Source organism: Bradyrhizobium sp. CCBAU 051011 (assembly GCF_009930815.1).
Lineage (GTDB): Bacteria > Pseudomonadota > Alphaproteobacteria > Rhizobiales > Xanthobacteraceae > Bradyrhizobium.
Map to the genome: position 1 here is coordinate 3662175 of NZ_CP022222.1, position 18395 is coordinate 3680569.

General features: G+C 61.1%; 17 protein-coding genes. 6 read left to right on the forward strand and 11 right to left on the reverse strand.

Going from position 1 to position 18395, the window contains the following annotated elements; all coding sequences use genetic code 11:
• Window positions 1-20: 20 nt before the first annotated feature.
• The 4 genes from ACH79_RS17285 to ACH79_RS17300 form a co-directional block, all read right to left on the reverse strand.
• A complete protein-coding gene (locus ACH79_RS17285) occupies window positions 21-224 on the reverse strand; it encodes a hypothetical protein (RefSeq protein WP_161852062.1) in 204 nt (67 codons plus the stop codon).
• Between the two features lie 768 nt (window positions 225-992).
• Window positions 993-1709 carry a dihydrofolate reductase family protein gene (locus tag ACH79_RS17290; RefSeq protein ID WP_161852063.1) on the reverse strand — a complete coding sequence of 239 codons (717 nt, stop codon included), beginning with the start codon at window positions 1707-1709 and terminating at the stop codon, window positions 993-995.
• Between the two features lie 22 nt (window positions 1710-1731).
• Complete coding sequence (locus ACH79_RS17295) at window positions 1732-2622, reverse strand: LysR family transcriptional regulator (RefSeq protein WP_161852064.1); 891 nt, start codon at window positions 2620-2622, stop codon at window positions 1732-1734.
• Between the two features lie 91 nt (window positions 2623-2713).
• Window positions 2714-3067 (reverse strand): cyclophilin-like fold protein, encoded by a 354-nt coding sequence (locus ACH79_RS17300; RefSeq protein WP_161852065.1) that lies wholly within the window; start codon window positions 3065-3067, stop codon window positions 2714-2716.
• A 595-nt stretch (window positions 3068-3662) separates the two neighbouring features.
• On the opposite strand from ACH79_RS17300, the gene ACH79_RS17305 reads away from it, so the two are divergent.
• The 3 genes from ACH79_RS17305 to ACH79_RS17315 all read left to right on the forward strand — a co-directional run bounded on the left by ACH79_RS17305 (window position 3663) and on the right by ACH79_RS17315 (window position 6319).
• Entirely contained in the window at window positions 3663-3905 is a 243-nt protein-coding gene (locus ACH79_RS17305) for a hypothetical protein (RefSeq protein WP_161852066.1), read from the forward strand.
• A 163-nt stretch (window positions 3906-4068) separates the two neighbouring features.
• A complete protein-coding gene (locus tag ACH79_RS17310) occupies window positions 4069-5289 on the forward strand; it encodes a vanadium-dependent haloperoxidase (RefSeq protein WP_161852067.1) in 1221 nt (406 codons plus the stop codon).
• A 4-nt stretch (window positions 5290-5293) separates the two neighbouring features.
• Window positions 5294-6319, forward strand: a complete 1026-nt coding sequence (locus tag ACH79_RS17315) for a hypothetical protein (protein WP_161852068.1) — start codon at window positions 5294-5296, stop codon at window positions 6317-6319.
• A gap of 50 nt (window positions 6320-6369) precedes the next feature.
• Here the strand turns inward: ACH79_RS17315 and ACH79_RS17320 are convergent, their stop codons facing one another.
• The 7 genes from ACH79_RS17320 to ACH79_RS17350 form a co-directional block, all read right to left on the reverse strand.
• The gene (locus ACH79_RS17320; protein WP_161852069.1) at window positions 6370-7848 is read right to left on the reverse strand and encodes an FAD-dependent monooxygenase; all 1479 of its coding nucleotides are present in this window, start codon (window positions 7846-7848) and stop codon (window positions 6370-6372) included.
• Between the two features lie 327 nt (window positions 7849-8175).
• A complete protein-coding gene (locus ACH79_RS17325) occupies window positions 8176-9375 on the reverse strand; it encodes an adenylate/guanylate cyclase domain-containing protein (protein ID WP_161852070.1) in 1200 nt (399 codons plus the stop codon).
• A 92-nt stretch (window positions 9376-9467) separates the two neighbouring features.
• The gene (locus tag ACH79_RS17330; protein ID WP_161852071.1) at window positions 9468-10613 is read right to left on the reverse strand and encodes an FAD-binding oxidoreductase; all 1146 of its coding nucleotides are present in this window, start codon (window positions 10611-10613) and stop codon (window positions 9468-9470) included.
• A 177-nt stretch (window positions 10614-10790) separates the two neighbouring features.
• Window positions 10791-11720, reverse strand: coding sequence for an AraC family transcriptional regulator (locus tag ACH79_RS17335; protein ID WP_161856414.1), 930 nt, complete (start codon window positions 11718-11720; stop codon window positions 10791-10793).
• Between the two features lie 294 nt (window positions 11721-12014).
• The gene (locus ACH79_RS17340; protein WP_161852072.1) at window positions 12015-12458 is read right to left on the reverse strand and encodes a PaaI family thioesterase; all 444 of its coding nucleotides are present in this window, start codon (window positions 12456-12458) and stop codon (window positions 12015-12017) included.
• Window positions 12455-13729: a cytochrome P450 gene (locus ACH79_RS17345; RefSeq protein ID WP_161852073.1), complete on the reverse strand. Its 1275-nt coding sequence runs from the start codon at window positions 13727-13729 to the stop codon at window positions 12455-12457. Before ACH79_RS17345 ends, ACH79_RS17340 begins: the two co-directional genes overlap by 4 nt.
• 31 nt (window positions 13730-13760) lie before the next feature.
• On the reverse strand, window positions 13761-15032 hold the full coding sequence (locus ACH79_RS17350; RefSeq protein WP_161852074.1) for a cytochrome P450: 1272 nt from the start codon (window positions 15030-15032) through the stop codon (window positions 13761-13763).
• 223 nt (window positions 15033-15255) lie between these two features.
• Here ACH79_RS17350 and ACH79_RS17355 point away from each other — a divergent pair, with 223 nt between their 5' ends.
• From ACH79_RS17355 to ACH79_RS17365, 3 genes are all read left to right on the forward strand, one after another.
• The gene (locus ACH79_RS17355) at window positions 15256-16428 is read left to right on the forward strand and encodes an isovaleryl-CoA dehydrogenase (RefSeq protein WP_161852075.1); all 1173 of its coding nucleotides are present in this window, start codon (window positions 15256-15258) and stop codon (window positions 16426-16428) included.
• A gap of 153 nt (window positions 16429-16581) precedes the next feature.
• The gene (locus ACH79_RS17360; protein WP_161852076.1) at window positions 16582-17028 is read left to right on the forward strand and encodes a hypothetical protein; all 447 of its coding nucleotides are present in this window, start codon (window positions 16582-16584) and stop codon (window positions 17026-17028) included.
• A gap of 200 nt (window positions 17029-17228) precedes the next feature.
• Entirely contained in the window at window positions 17229-18386 is a 1158-nt protein-coding gene (locus ACH79_RS17365; protein WP_161852077.1) for a DUF898 family protein, read from the forward strand.
• Window positions 18387-18395: the final 9 nt, after the last annotated feature.

An 18395-nucleotide genomic window follows, 5' to 3' on the forward strand; every position in this document is an offset into this window, starting at 1 on the left:
TGGCTTCCCTTGCCTTTGCCCTATGTGAACAAGCGGTCGGTCGCTTTATCGAGCCGTTTGTCCGAACCGCTCGCGTCATTGAGATGACCAACCAACTCTCCGGATACTCGGTAGATGTTAATCCCTTTGAGGTCATATAGCTTCGTGCCATGACGGTCGAAAATTTCTCGACCTACTACGGCGCCGACGCGAATACCCTTGCTGTTGAATATATTGCCTGTCATGAGTGCCTCCTTGCTTGAGGTCGAGCCGCGAGAATTCTGCGCTCTTCGTTGCCGTGTCAGAGTAGCTTTTGCGGGAGCGGCTTCAGTTCACCGCGCGCACTTTTGCCGGGCACAAGGCAGGCTTCGTCGAGCCTATGCCGGGATCAGCGATCGTCTCCCAGTTGTTGCCACAAGCGGAACACCGCCATTCGTTGACAGCCCCCGTGGATAAACAGGTTGATCTGACCGGAGCAGTGACAACGTGTCCGCAGGTACAGGTATTCGTCCCTCGTGATGGAGAGCGGCGCGGCTCGTCGCTGACCATCCTGGAGGCCCAGCGACGCTCGAACCTTCGCTGAAAATGCAATGGATAGATAATCGAACTCACGGGCTCCCTCCTGTAGGCGGCGGGAGCACGGTACGGTCTCTCAGTCACTGAAGCCGTTTTTACGATCAGTGATACTGCTAATATAGGGCTTGAGCCATCCTATAGCTAGTCGAAGCTCTCAGGACTCGCGTCCGCGATGGAGCGGGGGTAGATGATGATCCCTCAAACTGGGCGCCAATTTGGGCACTGCCCTGCACATAGCGGTCACTAATCCCGACAGCAGTAGTTCCCCACTTGGCGCGGCAAGCTGCGCGACTTTATCGCGGCTATTGAAAGCCGCGCCGTCACCAACGAGCAGTGCTGGATTTGAAGAAAGCCGCGTTTGGTCTCCGCGCAGCGGCGCTTGCCGTTTCCTTTTAGCCAAGGCGTGAGCCGCCGCCTCCTTCGAGCCAGGTGGCGCTTCAACCGAGTGCGCGCTCCACGGCGTGACGCAGCCAGACCATTCCGCCCTCTAGCGTCTCGCAGTGGGTGAGGCGTAGCGATTGCCCGGCGCCCGGACGGTCACCGTCGTGGCCGTCATAATCGACGATGCTTTGCGCCCCCGCGACACCATCGACCGCCGGATGAAACAACGTGCTGAATTCGTCGATCAGCTGGCGCTTCAGGAATGCCCCGTTGATCCTGCCGCCACCTTCGAGAAGCAGCTTCTTGACGCCGAACAGCGAAGCGATCTCTTCGATGGCGCGCGCCAGATCGTCGCCCCGCGGGCCGGCGAACACGTAAGACACGCCGTCCTCGCGCAGCTCCGCGAGATATGCATCGGAGACCTGCTCTCCCAAAACCGCGACGACATGGTCGCCGCTTATATTGTCCTTGCCGTAGTGAACGCGGCCCGATGGGTCGATGCTGATCGCAAGTTTGCGCCCGTTACGCGGGCCAACATGCGCTTCGCGCGCAATCCTGGGCGCGTCTTTGACAGGCCGCTCTGTTCCCTTGGACAACTCGCTCATCGTCCGTCTCCCGACAATCCATCCATCGGCGTCGAACTGGTCGTGGACGCGTTCATAGTGACTGCGCAAGATGGCCGCCGAGTTGCCCGAGGCGGGTGAGGTGAAGCGGCTCGGATGAAGCCGTCCGTCAATGGAAGTGCTCATGTGGCAGATGATGTAGGGTCGCATTAGGTTTCTCTTCTTGAAGCGATCAACGCCGGTGCCTTAACGCCTTGACCAAGGCGGTGAATGCTGGCGACTGGCGTCGGCTCGGGTAGTAGAGATGATAGCCGTCCCAATGCGGCGAGAATTTCTGCAGGACACGCACCAGCCGCCCTTTCGAGACATAGGGGAGAATGATCTCTTCCGGTATGTAAGCAAGGCCAAAACCGTCCAGCGTCGCATCGAGCGCGTTGAAGGTGTTGCTGAAGGCGAGCTGGCCATCGACGCGAATCTTCAACTGCCGGCCATCTTCCTCGAATTCCCACGCATACATGCTGCCAGACGACGGCAGGCGGAAGTTGATGCACTCGTGCTGGACAAGCTCCCTCGGATGCTTCGGCTTCGGATGGTCCTTGAAGTATTCAGGGGAGCCCACAACAGCGAGACAAAAATCCGGACCGATCCGCGCCGAGATCATGTCCTTGGCCAGATGCTCGCCCATGCGCACGCCCGCATCGAAACGTTCGGTCACGATGTCGGTAAGTCCGTTATCGAGGGTGAGCTCGACCTTGACGTCGGGATACTTGGCAAGAAACATCTTCAGCTTCGGCCAGATCACAAAACTGATCGCGTAATCCGCGGCTGCAATCCGGATCGTACCCGCGGGCTTGTCGCGCAACTCCCCTAGCGCCTCGACTTGCGCTTCGATCTCGTCGAAATGCGCGCCGATGCCGTTGAGCAATCTTTGCCCAGCCTCCGTGGGAGCGACAGCGCGCGTTGTGCGGGTCAGGAGAGCAATTCCGAGACGTGCTTCGAGCTGGCGGATCGTGTGGCTGAGCGCAGACTGCGAGACGCCAAGTGTGGCCGCTGCCCTGGTGAAGCTGCCTTCGCGGGCCACCGCTCGGAAAGCCAAAAGGTCAAGGACGTTGTCGCGCAGCACTCATGAGTCCTTCTCACAATTACTCCATGAGTATAGGTCCCACTGCGGCAATGGCGATGCTACCGCTTTAGAGAAAACATTGTCCCGACGACTAGCGGGCGCGATCAATCGTGACACTGACGGATCCGGGCCGGTCGAAAATCGAAACGTCGCCGCTCACGTGTCCAAGGATGATGATCCCCGGTTGCGGCACTTGGCCGTCGCGGTAGTAGATGACGAAGTGGTTGGACGTCCAAAGCCCGAGCGTACCCTTCGAGAAGCCTGTCTGCCGCGGGACTTCCGCCAACGCTGCAGGAAGATTGCCGGTCTTTTCCTGACGCAGGTGATCGCGCATCTGGATCGTGACGGGCAACATCCGGACAAGCGATCTGGCGGACTCATTGTCCGAAAGTTCAGCTTTCACTTCGCCCCATTCAGATGAAATGACGATCCGCTCCTGCGCCATGACCGGTCTCCCCAGCACGATAAGAACTGCAATTGCTACCAGTGTCCTGATGAGCATCACGGTCTCCTGAAAGACCTACGTATGTTCAATGAAGAAGGACTGGAGTTTGTCCGTCCAGTACCATCAAGTATGAGGCGCATAGCACAAAAGATTAGCCGGCAAGAAACGGATGCCGTCATGAGCCGCATTCATGAATGCCGCTGGGAAGACGGGACTCATGCTGCCCAGTCATCGTCGGACTGTTGGCGCTCAGTATCAATGGGACGGCCCTAGCCAATGTTCGCGGCTGCCCGCGCCTTGTCGACGCCGCCGCCGATCGCAAGTTTCACCGCCCATGCCACACGTTCCGTGGCCCAGTTGCTGTCGTGCAGCCTGCGGTGATCCATCGGGTCGGCGAAGCGCCGACTTGACCGACCGATGTCCGAGTTCGAGCGCGAAGTCGAGAACATTTGCTCGCACGCAGTTCTGAGCAATTTTGAATTGGGACAGCTCCAGTGTCTGATCCAGCGCAATCCACTCTTGTAGCGTTGCTGTTGAACTTTCGCACGGTTCCCGTGACCCACCCTAAGGGGGCTTCCGGATCACGGAGGTTCTGATGACGAGACATCGAACGATTACCGGGTTCGTGGCTGTCGCTCTGCTCGCGGTCGCCGCAACCGCCGCCACCATGCGGTCGCACGTGCATTGGACCGACGGCAATGTCGTATCCGCCGGCACGACTGCAAAAGGCCCCACGGCTGACGCCAACGAGTTCCCGGCTGCGAGTTTTGACGACCGCTGGTCCGCGATGTCAGCTCCGACGACGGATACGGCTGAGCGCAAGCTCGACGATCGCTAAGTGCTGTCGCAGTCGGACGACTTGGCGAAATCTGCAATGGACTCTTGGTCGTTGGGGCGACGCTTCGCGTGATGGGCGCGATCGCGCGCATGGCAACATGATTGGTACATTCACACCGCATTGGCAGTCGTTTCGAAAATCCAGCTTTTCGAAGGAGGCAAGGATGAACGTGCTGAAATCTGCAATCGTTGGCCTGGCCCTAATTTCAGCTCATGCACCGGTTCGGGCGGACGTCATCGGTGACTGGAACAACACCGCAATGGACGTGATGAAGGCGGTCAACGTGGGCGGTAATCCGTGGACGCGCAGCATGGCGCTGGTGAACGTGTCCATGTCTGACGCGGTCAACTCGGTGCAGCAGCGATATTCACGTTACATACCAGAACTCCCAATTGACCCGAATGCCTCGGCCGAGGCTGCGGCCGCGGCGGCTGCCCGCGAAATTCTCATGCGCCAGTATCCCGGCCAGAAGGAGCGGATTGATGCAGCCTTCGCGGAGACGATGAAAACCATTCCGGACAATCCGGCACGGGCTGCAGGCATTGATTTGGGCAAGAATGTTGCGGACGCCGTTTTCACGGAACGGCAGAGCGACGCGACAAACACGCCCGACACATATCGCCCGCTTACCACGCCCGGTGTCTGGGTGCCGACCACGCCGCCGCTGTTCCCGCAATATGCGACGGCCAAGCCATGGGGCCTGGACAGCGCTAGTCAGTTCCGCCCGGCTCCGCCCCCGGCCCTCAACAGTGCGCTTTACGCGCGCGATTACAACGAAACCAAGGAAATGGGCGGCGTGAAAAGCACGAAGCGGACCGACGCGCAGTCCGACGCCGTGCGCTTCTGGACGCAGGCCAATCTTGGGCCTGCATGGTATCAGGCTGCCAGGCAGGCTTCCGCTCGTCATAACCTCTCCGTGGCAGAAAGCGCGCGCGTGTTCGCACTGATGTCCATGGCTCTCGCCAATTGCTTCATTGTCGATTGGGACGCCAAATTCCAATACCATTTCTGGCGGCCGATCACCGCGATCCGCAACGGCGACCAGGACGGCAACGATGCGACTGAACGCGAGGCAGGCTGGCTGCCTCTGAACACCACGCCGATGCATCCGGAATATCCGTCGCAGGCGGGGATCAACGCGGGTGCTGCGCGAGGCGTTCTGGAAGCCGTTTTCGGCAGCGGGACGGAAGACTTCGTCGCGACCGATACGTCCGACGCGCGCCTTTCACGCAAATTCACCAGCTTTGCGCAGATGGCTCAGGAGCACAAAGAGGTGCGCGTCTGGGGCGGCATTCATTTCCGCAATTCGCTGGAGGTCGGAGACGCGATGGGGCGCAAGGTCGCCGACCATCTCGTGGCAAATTACATGAAGCCGCCGAGGTAGGCTCATGTTCGGCGCCATCACAAGGCGCCTGATGACCGGCGGCGCGCTGCTGCTCACCGCCTTCCTCGCCGCAGACGCCGCTGGCATCGACGACGATCTGCCCGACCTTAACGACCAGGTCGGGCGGATGGCTGCCGAGGTCGCACTCGAATTGCAGCAAGTCTGTCCGCCCGCTTCACCGTCGGACCAGGCAGCCTTCGACCGATGCCGGCGCAGCCTGTTCGGCGACTCCGCGTTGCGGCGCAGCCTCGCGCCGCGGCTGCTGTGGGGCCGCCGGAATCAGGACGCCACGGTAGCGCTCGAAAACACCAATCTCACGCAGTTCGCACCCGATGTGATTGCCGGCCTGTATCTCTCGCTGTTCATGTACAGCGGCGAGTACAGCACCGAGTATGTCGAGCGCGAGCGATTGTACCTGATCCGTCTGCGAGCAGGGTTCCGCAACCTGCTATCGCCCGGGCAGTTTCCCTATCCCTTCTGGCACCAAGAGGAAAAGTGGAGTGTTTATCAGGCCGTGAATTCGGTTCTGCTCTGGGTCAATCCAAAGACCGCGAAGATCGTCATCGGGCAATTTACCGAGCGGGGTAGCGGCGACCCCGTTGTCGCCACGCAACTGATATGGCCCAAATTCGATGGCAAATGGATGTGGATGGACAAGGAGGGTCGCATCCAGCCGCGCGTGACGCTGTTCGACGGCTTGTTCCGGCACGACAATCCCTATCTGGCAGAGCTCGACACCACCTACAGGACGCTGGCGCTGCGGATGCGCGACGCGCAATGCGATAATTGTCACGTGCCGAACAACCCGATGCCGATGCGCCGGCTGCTGCTGTTGCACACACCCGCCCACGCGGCAGGCGAGATTGCCCGGTTGTTGAAGACGGTGCGCGCAGACAGGATGCCGCTCGACGACGCCGGCAATGAACAGCCACTCGATCCCGCGCTCAAACGTGCGCTGCTCGAAAGCGGCGCAGCTTTCGAAGAACTGGTGAAGGCCGCAAAAGATTGGGAAGCGGCACGCCGGGATTGAATGGCACTCGACTGATCTTCATTCGAGAGGCCGCGCGCGGCTTCGCACCGCTACGCCGCGACAGGCGGTCCGAACCACATGGTCAGCGCGTCAGCCAGCCCCAACTGAGCCTGGTCTCCAACCCAGGCCACATGTCCGTCGGGCCGGATCAGCACGGCGCTGGGAGCCGCGACCGCGCCAAGCACCGGAAGCTCCCACGTGCCGGCATATTGCGCGTCGATCTGCCGTACCCGCTCCGCCCACGGCGTGATGTCGAGGGTGCCGGGCTCACCGAGGTTGAGCAGCACCGGCCGGGCATCGTGCAGCAGGGTGAAGGTCCGGAGCCGGCCGTTTGCTGTGATCAGGTCGAGGTCGGGCATGCGGCGGCCGAGCAGGGGATGTCCTTCGCCGAGATCGTAGTGGATGTCGAGGCCGGAGATCATCGCGGCGATCCGTTTGCGCGGTTCGTCCATGCCGAGGAGGTCGGACATGGTGTCCTGCAGGGCCTTGACGCGCTCGTCGGGGCGACGCATCAGCGCGACTTGCGCCATCGTGTTGCGCAGCACGCGCACCGCGACCGGGTGGCGCTCGGCATGATAGCTATCCAGCAGGCTTTCCGGCGAGGTCTGCTTGACCACCTGGGCCAGCTTCCATCCGAGATTCACCGCATCCTGCACGCCGGTGTTGAGGCCCTGTCCTCCCGCGGGGTAGTGCACATGCGCGGCGTCGCCGGCGAGCAGCACGCGCCCCTTGCGATAGGACGCCGCCTGCCGGGTCATATCGGTAAAGCGGGAGATCGAAGCCGGACTGTGGATCCCATAGTCGGTTCCGTAGACGGCGATGAGCGCCTCGCTCAGATCGCTCAAGGTAGGTTCGCTGGTGGAGCCAAGGTGTTGCTCCGTCACCATGACCCGCACCGGCCCCCCATCCTCCATCCTGCTCAAGCCATGGATGCCGCTGGCGTCGTGGCGGATGCCCCATTCCGGCTCTCGGGCGACCTCAACCTCGGCGATCAAATGGCTGGTGGTCGGATCCCAGCCGGGGAAATCGATGCCGGCTGATTTACGGATCAGGCTGCGGCCGCCGTCGCATCCGACGAGATAGTTCGTCCGCAAGGACTTCCCGTCGGAAAGTGCGACGTCGACGCCGGTGTCGTCCTGCGCAAAACCAGTCACCTCGCGTCCGCGATAGATCGGCACCGAAAGCTCGTCGACCCAGCCGGCGAGGATGCGTTCGATATGGTTCTGCCATAGCGCGAGCCCGTAATTGTGCCGGGTGGGAAAGTCGCTGATGTCCAGACGGATCAAGGCGAAGCCGGCGACCTGCGCCACCTGTCCCTGCGACAGGAACCGATCGGCGATGCCGCGCTGATCGAGCACCTCGATGGTGCGGGAGTGCAGCCCGCCGGCGCGCGAGCCGGCGAGCTCCTGGTCACGGCGCCGCTCGACAATGGCAACATCGACGCCCGCCAGCGCCAGCTCGCCGGCCAGCATCAGCCCGGTCGGACCTCCGCCGGTGATCACCACCGCATGATCGATCAATGCACTCATTTCGTGACCCCGTAGGTTGTGGCTTCGGGTGGCGGTTGTACGGGATGAGTGGGGTCTTGAAGCAAGCCCGTTGCGCCCCACATATTGAAGTGGGCGAGGGGCCGCGTTTACGGCGCCTTTCGTCATGGCCGGGCTTGTCCCGGCCATCCACGTCTTTCTTGATTGATTGAAGCAAAGACGTGGATGCCCGGGACAAGCCCGGGCATGACGTGGTGGAAACAGCGCCTGATTTTGTTGGCTGGATTTTGAGTTAGACTCCGAGCCGCCCCAAGCCACTTTTGACCCAAAGCTCAGACCGAAAACCAGTCACCGGTGCCAGCTCGGCGTTCAGCCGTGATACGCAAACAGCTCGATCGGCTCGCTGAAGCCGCGCACCGGATGTTCGCCGACGCGTTCGAGATCGAAATCGCTTTTGACCAGCTCGGCGAACGCCTTGGACAGCAGCACCGTCCGGCCCAATTGCTTGGTGAGCGCCTCCAGCCGCGAAGCCATGTTGACCGCGGGTCCGATGACCGTGAAGTCGAGCCGCGTGCGCGATCCGATATTGCCGTACATGACGTCTCCGACGTGGATGCCGATGCCGTAGTTCAGCGGCGCACGACCGGTCTTTCCGTTCTGTTCGTTCAGGGCAATCATGGCCTGACGGGCATCAGTCACGGCGCGCAGCAGATTGGCGCAGGCTGACGGCTGGCTGAGCGGAAAGATGGCGAGCAGGCCGTCGCCGATGAATTTCAGGATTTCGCCGCCATGCCGCGCAATCGGCTCCGACATCGCGTCGAAATAGCTGTTGAGAAGATCGATGACGTCATCCCGCGGCCAGTTGTCGGAGATCTTCGTGAACTCGCGCAGATCGCAGATCATGATGGCGGCGCGCACCGTCGTGCCGCTGCCGCGACGGGTGGCGCCGGCCAGGATGAGCTCGCCGGCATGCGATCCGACATAGGTTTCGAGCAGTGTTCGCGCCAACCGGTTCTTCATGCGGATTTCGCTGACCAGCGCCAGAACCGGCAACAGCTTCCGTAGGCCGGCGATGTGCGCGTCGTCAAAACCGCCGGGCCGGTCGGTCGCGAAGGTCACGATGTGCCGCTTGCCGAGCGTATGGTACAGCGGCCAGGCCACATAGTCGGTGAGGCCTTTCGCCCGCATCTCGTCATAGAGGGCGTGCTGGCGGCCCAGCGCGGGATCGCGTTCGAGGTTCTCGCGCACCTCGGTGGTGCCGTCATGGATTTCGTTGGCGGGACTGCCGATGTATTCGGATCGCTCCCTGACATCGTAGTCGACCCTTTCAATCTCCGCCTCGCGCATCCCATCCGCCCAGGTGATCCGGGCGCCAAGCCATTGCGGATGGTAGATCAGCAGATGAAGCGTCGCCCGCTTGAGGGGAATGCCCGCGCGCTGAAGCCGCACGCACAGCTCGGCGAAGATATTGTCGATGAAGCGCTGATCGCGCGTCTCGTTTGTCAGCCAGTGCACGACTGCGTTGTCGGAATCGGCGGGAACGGGATCGATGTTGCGGGGCGCGTCCATATCTTCGTCCTCGGCAGTGAGCTCAGTCGACGGTACGGGGTATGTCGTGTCGCCATCCAACTGTGTCAACGGAGGTCGCCTCTACAACTGAATCAGGGTGCTAGCTCTGCTCTGACCTCACCGAGCAGCGCCATGCCGCCTAATCGACCCAGTTCGTCCGAACATTTCGCGCTCTTCCCGTAGCAGCCGAATGCAACGGTGACGCACTCCGAAAGCGGCCCGATGCAGGGAAGGCCTGTTTTGCCAAATGTGGTCATGCAAGGCACGACGCGGCGTTCTTCAAAATCCAGACCGGGAATACGAGCAAGGATCTGCTCTTCAAGCCCATCAGCCACGGAAATCGATCCGCCCGATCTGAACCAGTCCTTGATATCCGCCTCGCTTTCGAGCGGAAGATCGACCGGATCACCGCCGAGCTTTAACCAGGTTTGGCCGTCCGGATAGGGGATTGGCGGCAGAATATAGGGATTCTCGCCCTTGGGCTCGATACAGCGCATCGACGGCATTCCGGCCAGGCGTTGAACCTCCGCCGCGCCAAGCCGAAACAGCGCCACGGTACGCCCATAGACCGTAAAACCCATTGATTGACCGAGCAGTGATTGGGTATGCCCGCCTGCTGCAACGAGAACGCGCTCGACCTCGACATCGCCCGATCTGGTCCGGATCGTCACACCAGAACCGCTTTCCGAAATCCCCAGAGCAGGTTCGTCGATGATCCGAGCTCCGGCGCGCTCCGCCGCGATCGTCTGCGCCCGGACCAAGCGGCGCGGGCTGATGTATCCGGCATTCCGGGGCTCGAAATAGCCCTGCATTCCCGCCGTAAATCCCAGAAACCGAAATCGCTCCGCGAGCCCTGTCCCATCATACGCTTCACAAAAGATCCCGGCTTCAGCGGCGATTTTGCCAACCGAAGCGACGTCGCTTCTTTCGCCAGGGCCAACGTGAAGCACGCCGACTTCCCGGTAGAATTCCACGCCGCTTTCCGCTGAAATCTCGCCGTAGCGTGAAATCGCGGCACGGTTCATTTGTCTCCAAAATGGCTCGGAATCGAAAATGCGCGTGATCCGACCCTCATCGTATTGGCTGCCAAAGACGCCGTTATGGCGCGAAAAATCGGCCGGCTCATCGGGCCCAATCAGCGCAACATCATGGCCCATTTTGCACAAATGACGCGCAGCCGCCGCCCCGATCAGACCACGTCCGATCACCGCAAGTTTCTTCGCTCTATTGGCGCTCACGATTAACTCCTAACGCCTTGTTTGCAAGCAGCATGCCTAGCGCGGCCGCAACTCGGCCGGAAGATCCATGGCGCGCATGGTGGCGGTACCGAGGGCGGACAGCGTCTGGGAACCTTCTTTTTCGAAAACAACTCGACGTGGCAACGCCGATTGAGCCCGACATTTCAGCGTTCTAGCTTACGTTTCACTTTCCCGGGCGCCCTCTGCTTCGCGACGCCACACGCCCGGGCTGACGCCAACCAAGCTCGAGAATACCCGCGTAAAGTGGCTTTGATTGGCAAACCCGGCCGATATCGCTACCTCAGCAAGTGACAAGCCATGGACGGTCATCAACTGCTTGGCCGCGCTGACGCGTTGGCGAAGGAGCCATTGATGTGGTGGCAGGCCGACAGACGTCCGAAATGCTCGAGCAAAATGGCTAACCGAGAGGTCCAGCTCAGCCGCGATTTCTTGCAACGTAAGTTTCCCGCTGAGATCGGACTCGAGCCTTTCGCAGGCCCGCTTCGCCTGCCACGGAGCAAGGCCGCCGCATAGCGGTTTGATGTTTCGCAGTCCGCCATACGCCTGCGCGACATGCGCTGTGAGCGCAAGCATCATGTGATCGACGAAAAGCTGGTTCGCTTCGGATGGACGGCGCAATCCCTGCAAGAGCGATGCGCCGATGTGATGTACAACCTGGTCGTGAAAGCCGGTGCCGAACTGATAGTCGAGTTGATCGACACGCCGCACGCCGAACTGCTCTGCGATACCGTTGAGAGCCAAGGCCGGAACATAGAAATTGAGGGAGTGAAATGGCTTATCGATCACATAGCGCGGGTCGCACTTCATGTCGTATACATACGTCTGGCCTGCGCGGATATCGGGTTTGGCCACGCACTTGCCACGCTCCCAGTATTCGCAGTTGGGATAATCGCGAAATTTCAAGCTAAAGATGTAGGCATCTTCGGGCAGAATGGCGCCGCAAAGGCCCGGAACGGGATTGTCATCGCGCGTTTCAGTGGCTGCGACCTCGACACCTCGCACCGACCGCGTGATCAGCGATGACGGTGTATTCTGAAGGTGCAGAAGCTCTTTCCACTTCTGACCGTGAAAACCGCTCTCTGCCATATGGATCAGCCCATCGGTAACGCGGACCGGGCGGGTCAGCATCGTTGCTGCGCGGTCACGCTATTATCGTAGATCAGCAACGGGCCGTCCAGCGCGGCTGATGACCGGATTTTACCCGCGATTCCAAAGCTATCGTGGAACGTCCTCGTCCGCTAAGTGTTCCATATCGGACGCCACCACTACCGCGGGGCCGCTCTTGGCTCTTTTCGGACCTCACGCAATGTCTGACTTGAGTGCGGGATGCGCACCGAGGCAGACGCCCACCGACCATCTAGGATTTATAGGTTTGCGCTTCTAGCGCGGCCGCAACTCGGCCGGCAGATCCATCGCGCGCATGGTGGCGGTACCGAAGGCGCAGAGCGTCTCGGCGCCTTCTTTCTTCGAAAACAGCTCGACGGTGGCGACGCCGATCGATCCCGACATCTTCAGCGTCTTGGCGCGGGCGATCAGCTCCGTGCCGTCGGCGGGGCTGAGGAAGTTGACCTTGAGCTCGACGGTGACGCCGATCTTGCCCTTGGGGAGAGCGGACGTGATGGCGATTCCTGCGGCATGATCGGCGAGCGAGGTGATGACGCCGCCGAAAAAATGCCCGAAGAACTGCAGCAGGTCGTCGCGGCGCGCCAGCGCGATCTCGGCATAGCCCTGCTTGATGGCAACGATGCGGATACCGGCGGCGCCGGGAAAGCCCTTGGCGTTGATCGCCTCCGCCAGTTCGGGCGGATTGAGCTCGGCACTCATCCGGGAATGCGGACCGGCAGTTGCTCGATGCCGCGCACGAAGGAGGAATAGACCCGCTTCGGCTCGCCGACCACCTCGATGCGATCGAAGCGCTTGAGCATTTCCTGCCACACGATCTTCAATTGCAATTCAGCAAGGCGCATGCCGACGCATCGGTGGATGCCGAATCCGAAGGAAAGGTGGGTGCGCGGGCGGGCGCGGTCGATGATGAATTCGTCGGGCCGCTCGATGCCTTCCTCGTCGCGGTTGCCCGAGACGTACCACATCACGACGCGATCGCCCTTTTTGATCTTCTTGCCGCCGATCTCGGTATCGGTCAGCGCGGTGCGGCGCATATGGGCGAGCGGCGTCTGCCAGCGGATCACTTCCGGCACCATGGTGTCGATCAGGGCCGGGTTGTCGCGCAGCTTTTGGTACTGGTCCGGATGCTCGTTCAGCGCCAGCACCGAGCCGCTCATGGTGTTGCGCGTGGTGTCGTTGCCGCCGACGATCAGAAGGATGATGTTGCCCATCAGATTATCGGGGTCCATGTGCCGCGTGGCGTCGCTATGCGCCATCATCGACAGCAGGTCGTTCTTCGGCGGCGTGTTGACGCGCTCGTTCCAGAGCTTTGAGAAATAGGCGTAGCACTCGTCCATTTCCTGGCGCCGCTGCTCCGGCGAGTCCACGACGCCGCTCTTGGGCAGCGCGGTCGAAACGTCGGACCAGCGCGTCAGCTTGCGCCGCTCTTCCCAGGGGAAATCGAACAGGGTGGCCAGCATCTGCGTGGTCAGCTCGATCGAGACGCGCTCGACGAAGTTGAAGGTTTCGTTGCGCGGCAGATCGTCCAGCACCTTTTGCGAGCGCTCGCGGATCAGTTTTGCCAGCTCGTCCAGATGGGTCGGCGTGAACATCGGCGACACCGTCTTGCGCTGCGCCGAATGCCGCGGCTGGTCCATCGCGATGAAGCTCGGATAGTCGTAGCCGGGCGGCACGTCGCGGATCGAGATGCCGCCGAGCGTGGAGTCGGAGGAGAAGATGCCGTGGTTGGTGTCGACATGCATGATGTCGTTGTACTTGGTCACCGACCAGTAAGGCTCGATCGGCGAATTCTCGCAGTAGTGAACCGGCTCTTCCTTGCGCAGCCGCTCGAACCACGGCCACAGGGTGTCGTTCTGGAACAGCTTTGGCGCACCGGGATGAAAGTCCTTCAGCGGGGTCGAATAGGCCTCTTCGCGCGCGGCGCGCAGAAGCTCTTTCTTGTCGGCTTTGATTGAGGTCTGGACGTTCATGTTGGTAATAATCCCGATAGAGTCCAAAGGGTTAGCCGGCGATGCGGACCGGCAGGGTCTCGTAGCCTTTGACGAAACTCGAATATACCCGCTTCGGTTCGGCTATCACCTCAATATTATCGTATCGCTTGAGGATTTCTTCCCAGATAATCCTTAGTTGTAGTTCCGCCAGGCGGATTCCGACGCAGCGGTGGATGCCGAATCCGAAGGAAAGGTGGGTGCGGGGGCGGGCGCGGTCGATGATGAAGTCGTAGGGGCGGTCGATCACGTCCTCGTCCCGGTTGCCGGAGACGTACCACATCACGACCTTGTCGCCCTTTTTGATCTGGCGCCCACGGAATTCGATGTCTTCGAGCGCGGTGCGGCGCATATGCGCCAGCGGCGTCTGCCAGCGGATCACCTCGGGCACGAAACTGTCGATCAGGTCGGGGTTGTCGCGCAGCTTGCGATACTGGTCCGGATTCTTGTTCAGCGCATAGATGCTGCCGGAGAGGGTGTTGCGGGTGGTGTCGTTGCCACCGACGATCAAAAGGATCAGATTGCCGAGGAAGTTCTTCGGGTCCATGTCGCGCGTAGCGTCGCTATGCGCCATCATCGATAACAGGTCGCTCTTCGGCGGCTGGTTGATGCGTTCCTTCCACAGTCTGGCGAAATAGGTCGCGCATTCCATCAACTCCGCCTGGCGTTCTTCCTCCGTGGCGACGAGGCCGCCGGGGCCGGGAAGCGTCGTGGCGACGTCCGACCAGCGCGTCAGCTTGCGGCGGTCTTCCCAGGGAAAGTCGAACAGCACGGCGAGCATTTGCGTGGTGAGCTCGATCGAGACCTGGTCGACCCAGTCGAAAACGTCACCTCTCGGCAGATTGTCGAGGCATTCGGCGGAGCGCTTGCGGATGTTGATCGCGAGCTCGTCGAGATGGGTCGGCGTGAACATCGGCGCCACCGTCTTGCGCTGCGCGCTGTGGCGCGGCTGGTCCATGGCGATGAAGCTTTCGCGGCGCAGGTCCGGCGCGACATCGCGGATGGTGATGCCGCCAAGCGAAGCTGCCGACGAAAACACCGCGTGGTTGGTCTCGATGTCCATGATGTCGTTGTACTTGGTGATCGACCAGTACGGCCCGAACATCGAGTCCTTGCAGTAGTGCACCGGCTCCTCGCGGCGCAGCCGGTCGAAATACGGCCAGAACGAATCCGTCTTGAACAGCTCGGGATTGCTGACGTCGAAATCCGCCAGCGGCATGGACTGAGCCGCATCATGCGCGGTTCGCAGTTGGGAATCGCTGGCGAGATCGACGGTTCCGTGCATGGGTGGCTCTCCCTGAATTCTACCCACGCGAAGCATGCCGAGCGGGCGATGTTTTACCCTATTACATCTCGACCCGGCCCCCGGCGCAAGGGCGAGTTGGGTGCATTTGGCCGCATCGACTAGCTGCCGACCTTGGCGGTCCCGATGCATTTCGCCGCGTGACAAGCGCAGGCCCGGAGCATAAGTCTGTTTGAAACAACGTTTAATTCGCCGGGAGGCGGCCATGATTCCCAACGCGCAACGAATGTTCAATTTCGACCTCGGCGAGACTGCGGATGCGATCCGCGAGACCGTGCATGCCTTTTCCCAGAACGAGATCGCGCCGCGCGCCGAAGAGATCGACCGCAGCAATCAGTTTCCGCGCGACTTGTGGCCCAGGATCGGCGCACTCGGCCTGCACGGCATCACGGTCGAGGAGGAATATGGCGGCGCCGGCCTCGGCTATCTCGAGCACTGCATCGCGCTCGAGGAAATGTCGCGGGCGTCAGCTTCGGTCGGCCTGTCCTACGGCGCCCATTCCAACCTCTGCGTCAACCAGATCCGCCGCAACGGCAACGAGGCGCAGAAGCGCAAATATTTGCCGAAACTGATCTCCGGCGAGCATGTCGGCTCGCTGGCGATGTCGGAGCCCGGCGCCGGCTCGGACGTGGTCTCGATGAAGACCCGCGCCGACAAGAAGGGCGACCGCTTTGTGCTGAACGGCAACAAGATGTGGATCACCAACGGCCCGGTGGCCGATACGCTCGTGGTCTACGCCAAGACCGATCCCAATGCCGGCCCGCGCGGCATGACCGCCTTCATCATCGAGAAGGGCATGAAGGGATTTTCCACTGCGCAAAAGCTCGACAAGCTCGGCATGCGCGGCTCCGATACCTGCGAACTGGTGTTCGAGGATTGCGAAGTCCCCGAGGAGAATGTGCTGAGCGAGGTCGGCCGCGGCGTCAACGTGCTGATGTCCGGCCTCGACTACGAGCGCGCGGTGCTGGCGGCAGGCCCGATCGGCATCATGCAGGCCTGCATGGACGTGGTGCTGCCTTACGTCCACGAGCGCAAGCAGTTCGGCGAGCCGATCGGGACGTTCCAACTGGTGCAGGGCAAGATCGCCGACATGTACACCACCATGAACGCCTCGCGCGCCTATGTGTACGCGGTGGCAAAGGCCTGCGACCGCGGCGAGACCACGCGCGAGGACGCCGCGGGCGCGATTCTCTACGCCGCGGAAAAAGCCACGCAATGCGCGCTCGACGCCATCCAGCTTCTCGGCGGCAACGGCTACATCAACGACTATCCGACCGGCCGGCTGCTGCGCGACGCCAAGCTCTACGAGATCGGCGCCGGCACCAGCGAAATCCGCCGCATGCTGATCGGGCGGGAACTGTTCGAGAAAACAGCGTAGCGCCCAGATTTACGTGCGCATCACCAAATCCAATGCGCGCTGATGAAGGCAAGGCGCTATGCGAGTATTTCATATTGCCTGGGACGCCAGCTTGTTAAACTCACAATGCCGACACTAATCGCAGCGCACAAGAGAGTCGCAGAGCGAGCCAGAATGACGGATCAGCTAGAAGTTGCGGCCCTTCATCGGATTGGTAGCGCCAGTCCTCAGAAGCGGGAACGGTACTCATTTGATTTCGTGGTCAATGGAGTATCTCTCTTCGAAGCCACTCAAGCATTCAAATACGATATGTGCGGATCTCTTTCGAATCCGCAGTTCGAACGCGAAGAGGCTCGGCAAATCAATAGTAGAACGGCTGCTATGTTGACTTCGGATGTTCCTGTCGGCGGTCACCGTGTGGCTCTGTTTGTTTGCCCGGAGTGCGGCGATTTCGCTTGTGGCGCCATTACTGCCCGTGTTTCACGAACTGAGCTTGGCGTGCAGTGGTCTGATTTCGCGTACGAAAATGGATTGGATACCGCTTCTAAGCTCGGTCTCGGGCCCTTTGAATTTGAGTGGGCCGCTTACCTAACGGAAATCGAACGCTCGAAAGCCGATTAAGTCCGCTTTTTGCTTGGCGGACTTTCATGTGATGTTCGGTTTCAGTCCGCAAACCGCCGCAAAGCGGACTTGGATCGAGCCATATTCCTCAATCTCGATTTAAGAGTTCACGCACTATAGGAACTCATTGTGGGACCTGGGTCACACACCGGCCGATGATTTTGTGGTTTGATCCGCCACCGTCGCGCTGGAGTTGAATCATGAACCAGATGAGCTGGCCCCCTCAGGTGCCGCCACCGCCGCCTATGCCCGTGCCGCCGCCGATGCCGGTGGCGTTTTCCGGCAGCCGCGGCGACTTTTTTCATCTGGTCAAGCGCGGCGCAGGCCTCGAATTCGTTACCCTCGGCTTCTATCGCTTCTGGCTGCTCACCGATATCCGCCGGCATCTCTGGGCCAACACCTTGGTCGACGGCGATGCCGCCGAATACACCGGCCGCGGCAAGGAATTGCTGATCGGATTTCTGGTTGCGCTGGCGATCCTGGTGCCGGTCTATCTCGCCTATTTTCTCGCCGGCCTTGAGGCCGAGCATATCCAGGCGTTTGCCAGTATTCCGCTGGTCGCCTTCTTCTACATCTTCGGGCAGTTCGCGATCTACCGCGCGCGGCGCTATCGCCTGACGCGCACGGTGTGGCGCGGCGTGCGGTTCTGGATGAGCGGTTCGGGATGGAAATACGCCTTGCTGGCATCGCTGTGGGGCCTGTTGTCGGCGGTGACCCTTGGACTGGCGCTGCCGTGGCGCACGGCCGCGCTTGAGCGCTACAAGATGCGCCATTCCTTCTACGGCGACCTGCAGGGCAGTTTCGAGGGGCGGGGCTGGGAGTTCTTCAAGCGCGGCTGGTGGCTGTGGCTGCTCGCGCCGATCGCGTTTGTTGTGTACCCGATCGCGCCGTTCATCTATGGGGCCTTCAAGGCGATCGAATGGCGCTGGTGGCTCTCGGGCATCCGGTTCGGCGACGTGCGCCTGGAATCGTCGCTGCCCAAGAGCGCATTGATCGGCCTGTACTGGAAAGTCATCGGCTGGATCGTGGTGCTCGGCTTGGCGTTCTCGGTCTATCTGGCGCTGGCGGCGGCGCTGGTCGCCAGCATGAGCGGCGATGCATTCGGCGAATTCTTCACGTCGCAGGAATTCGCCAAAAGTATCCCGCTGCTTGCGCTCATGGGCATCGGCTACCTGGCATTTGCACTGGCGATGAATATCGTAATACGGGTCTATCTGGTACGCGACCTCTGGGTGAGGGTGCTCGGCTCGGTCAATATCAGCGGCATCGAGGCGGCCGCCAACGTTGCCGCGCGGGGCGAGATGGCCAACGCGCTCGGCGAAGGATTTGCCGACGGCCTCGATGTTGGCGGCTTTTAAGGCTTCGGT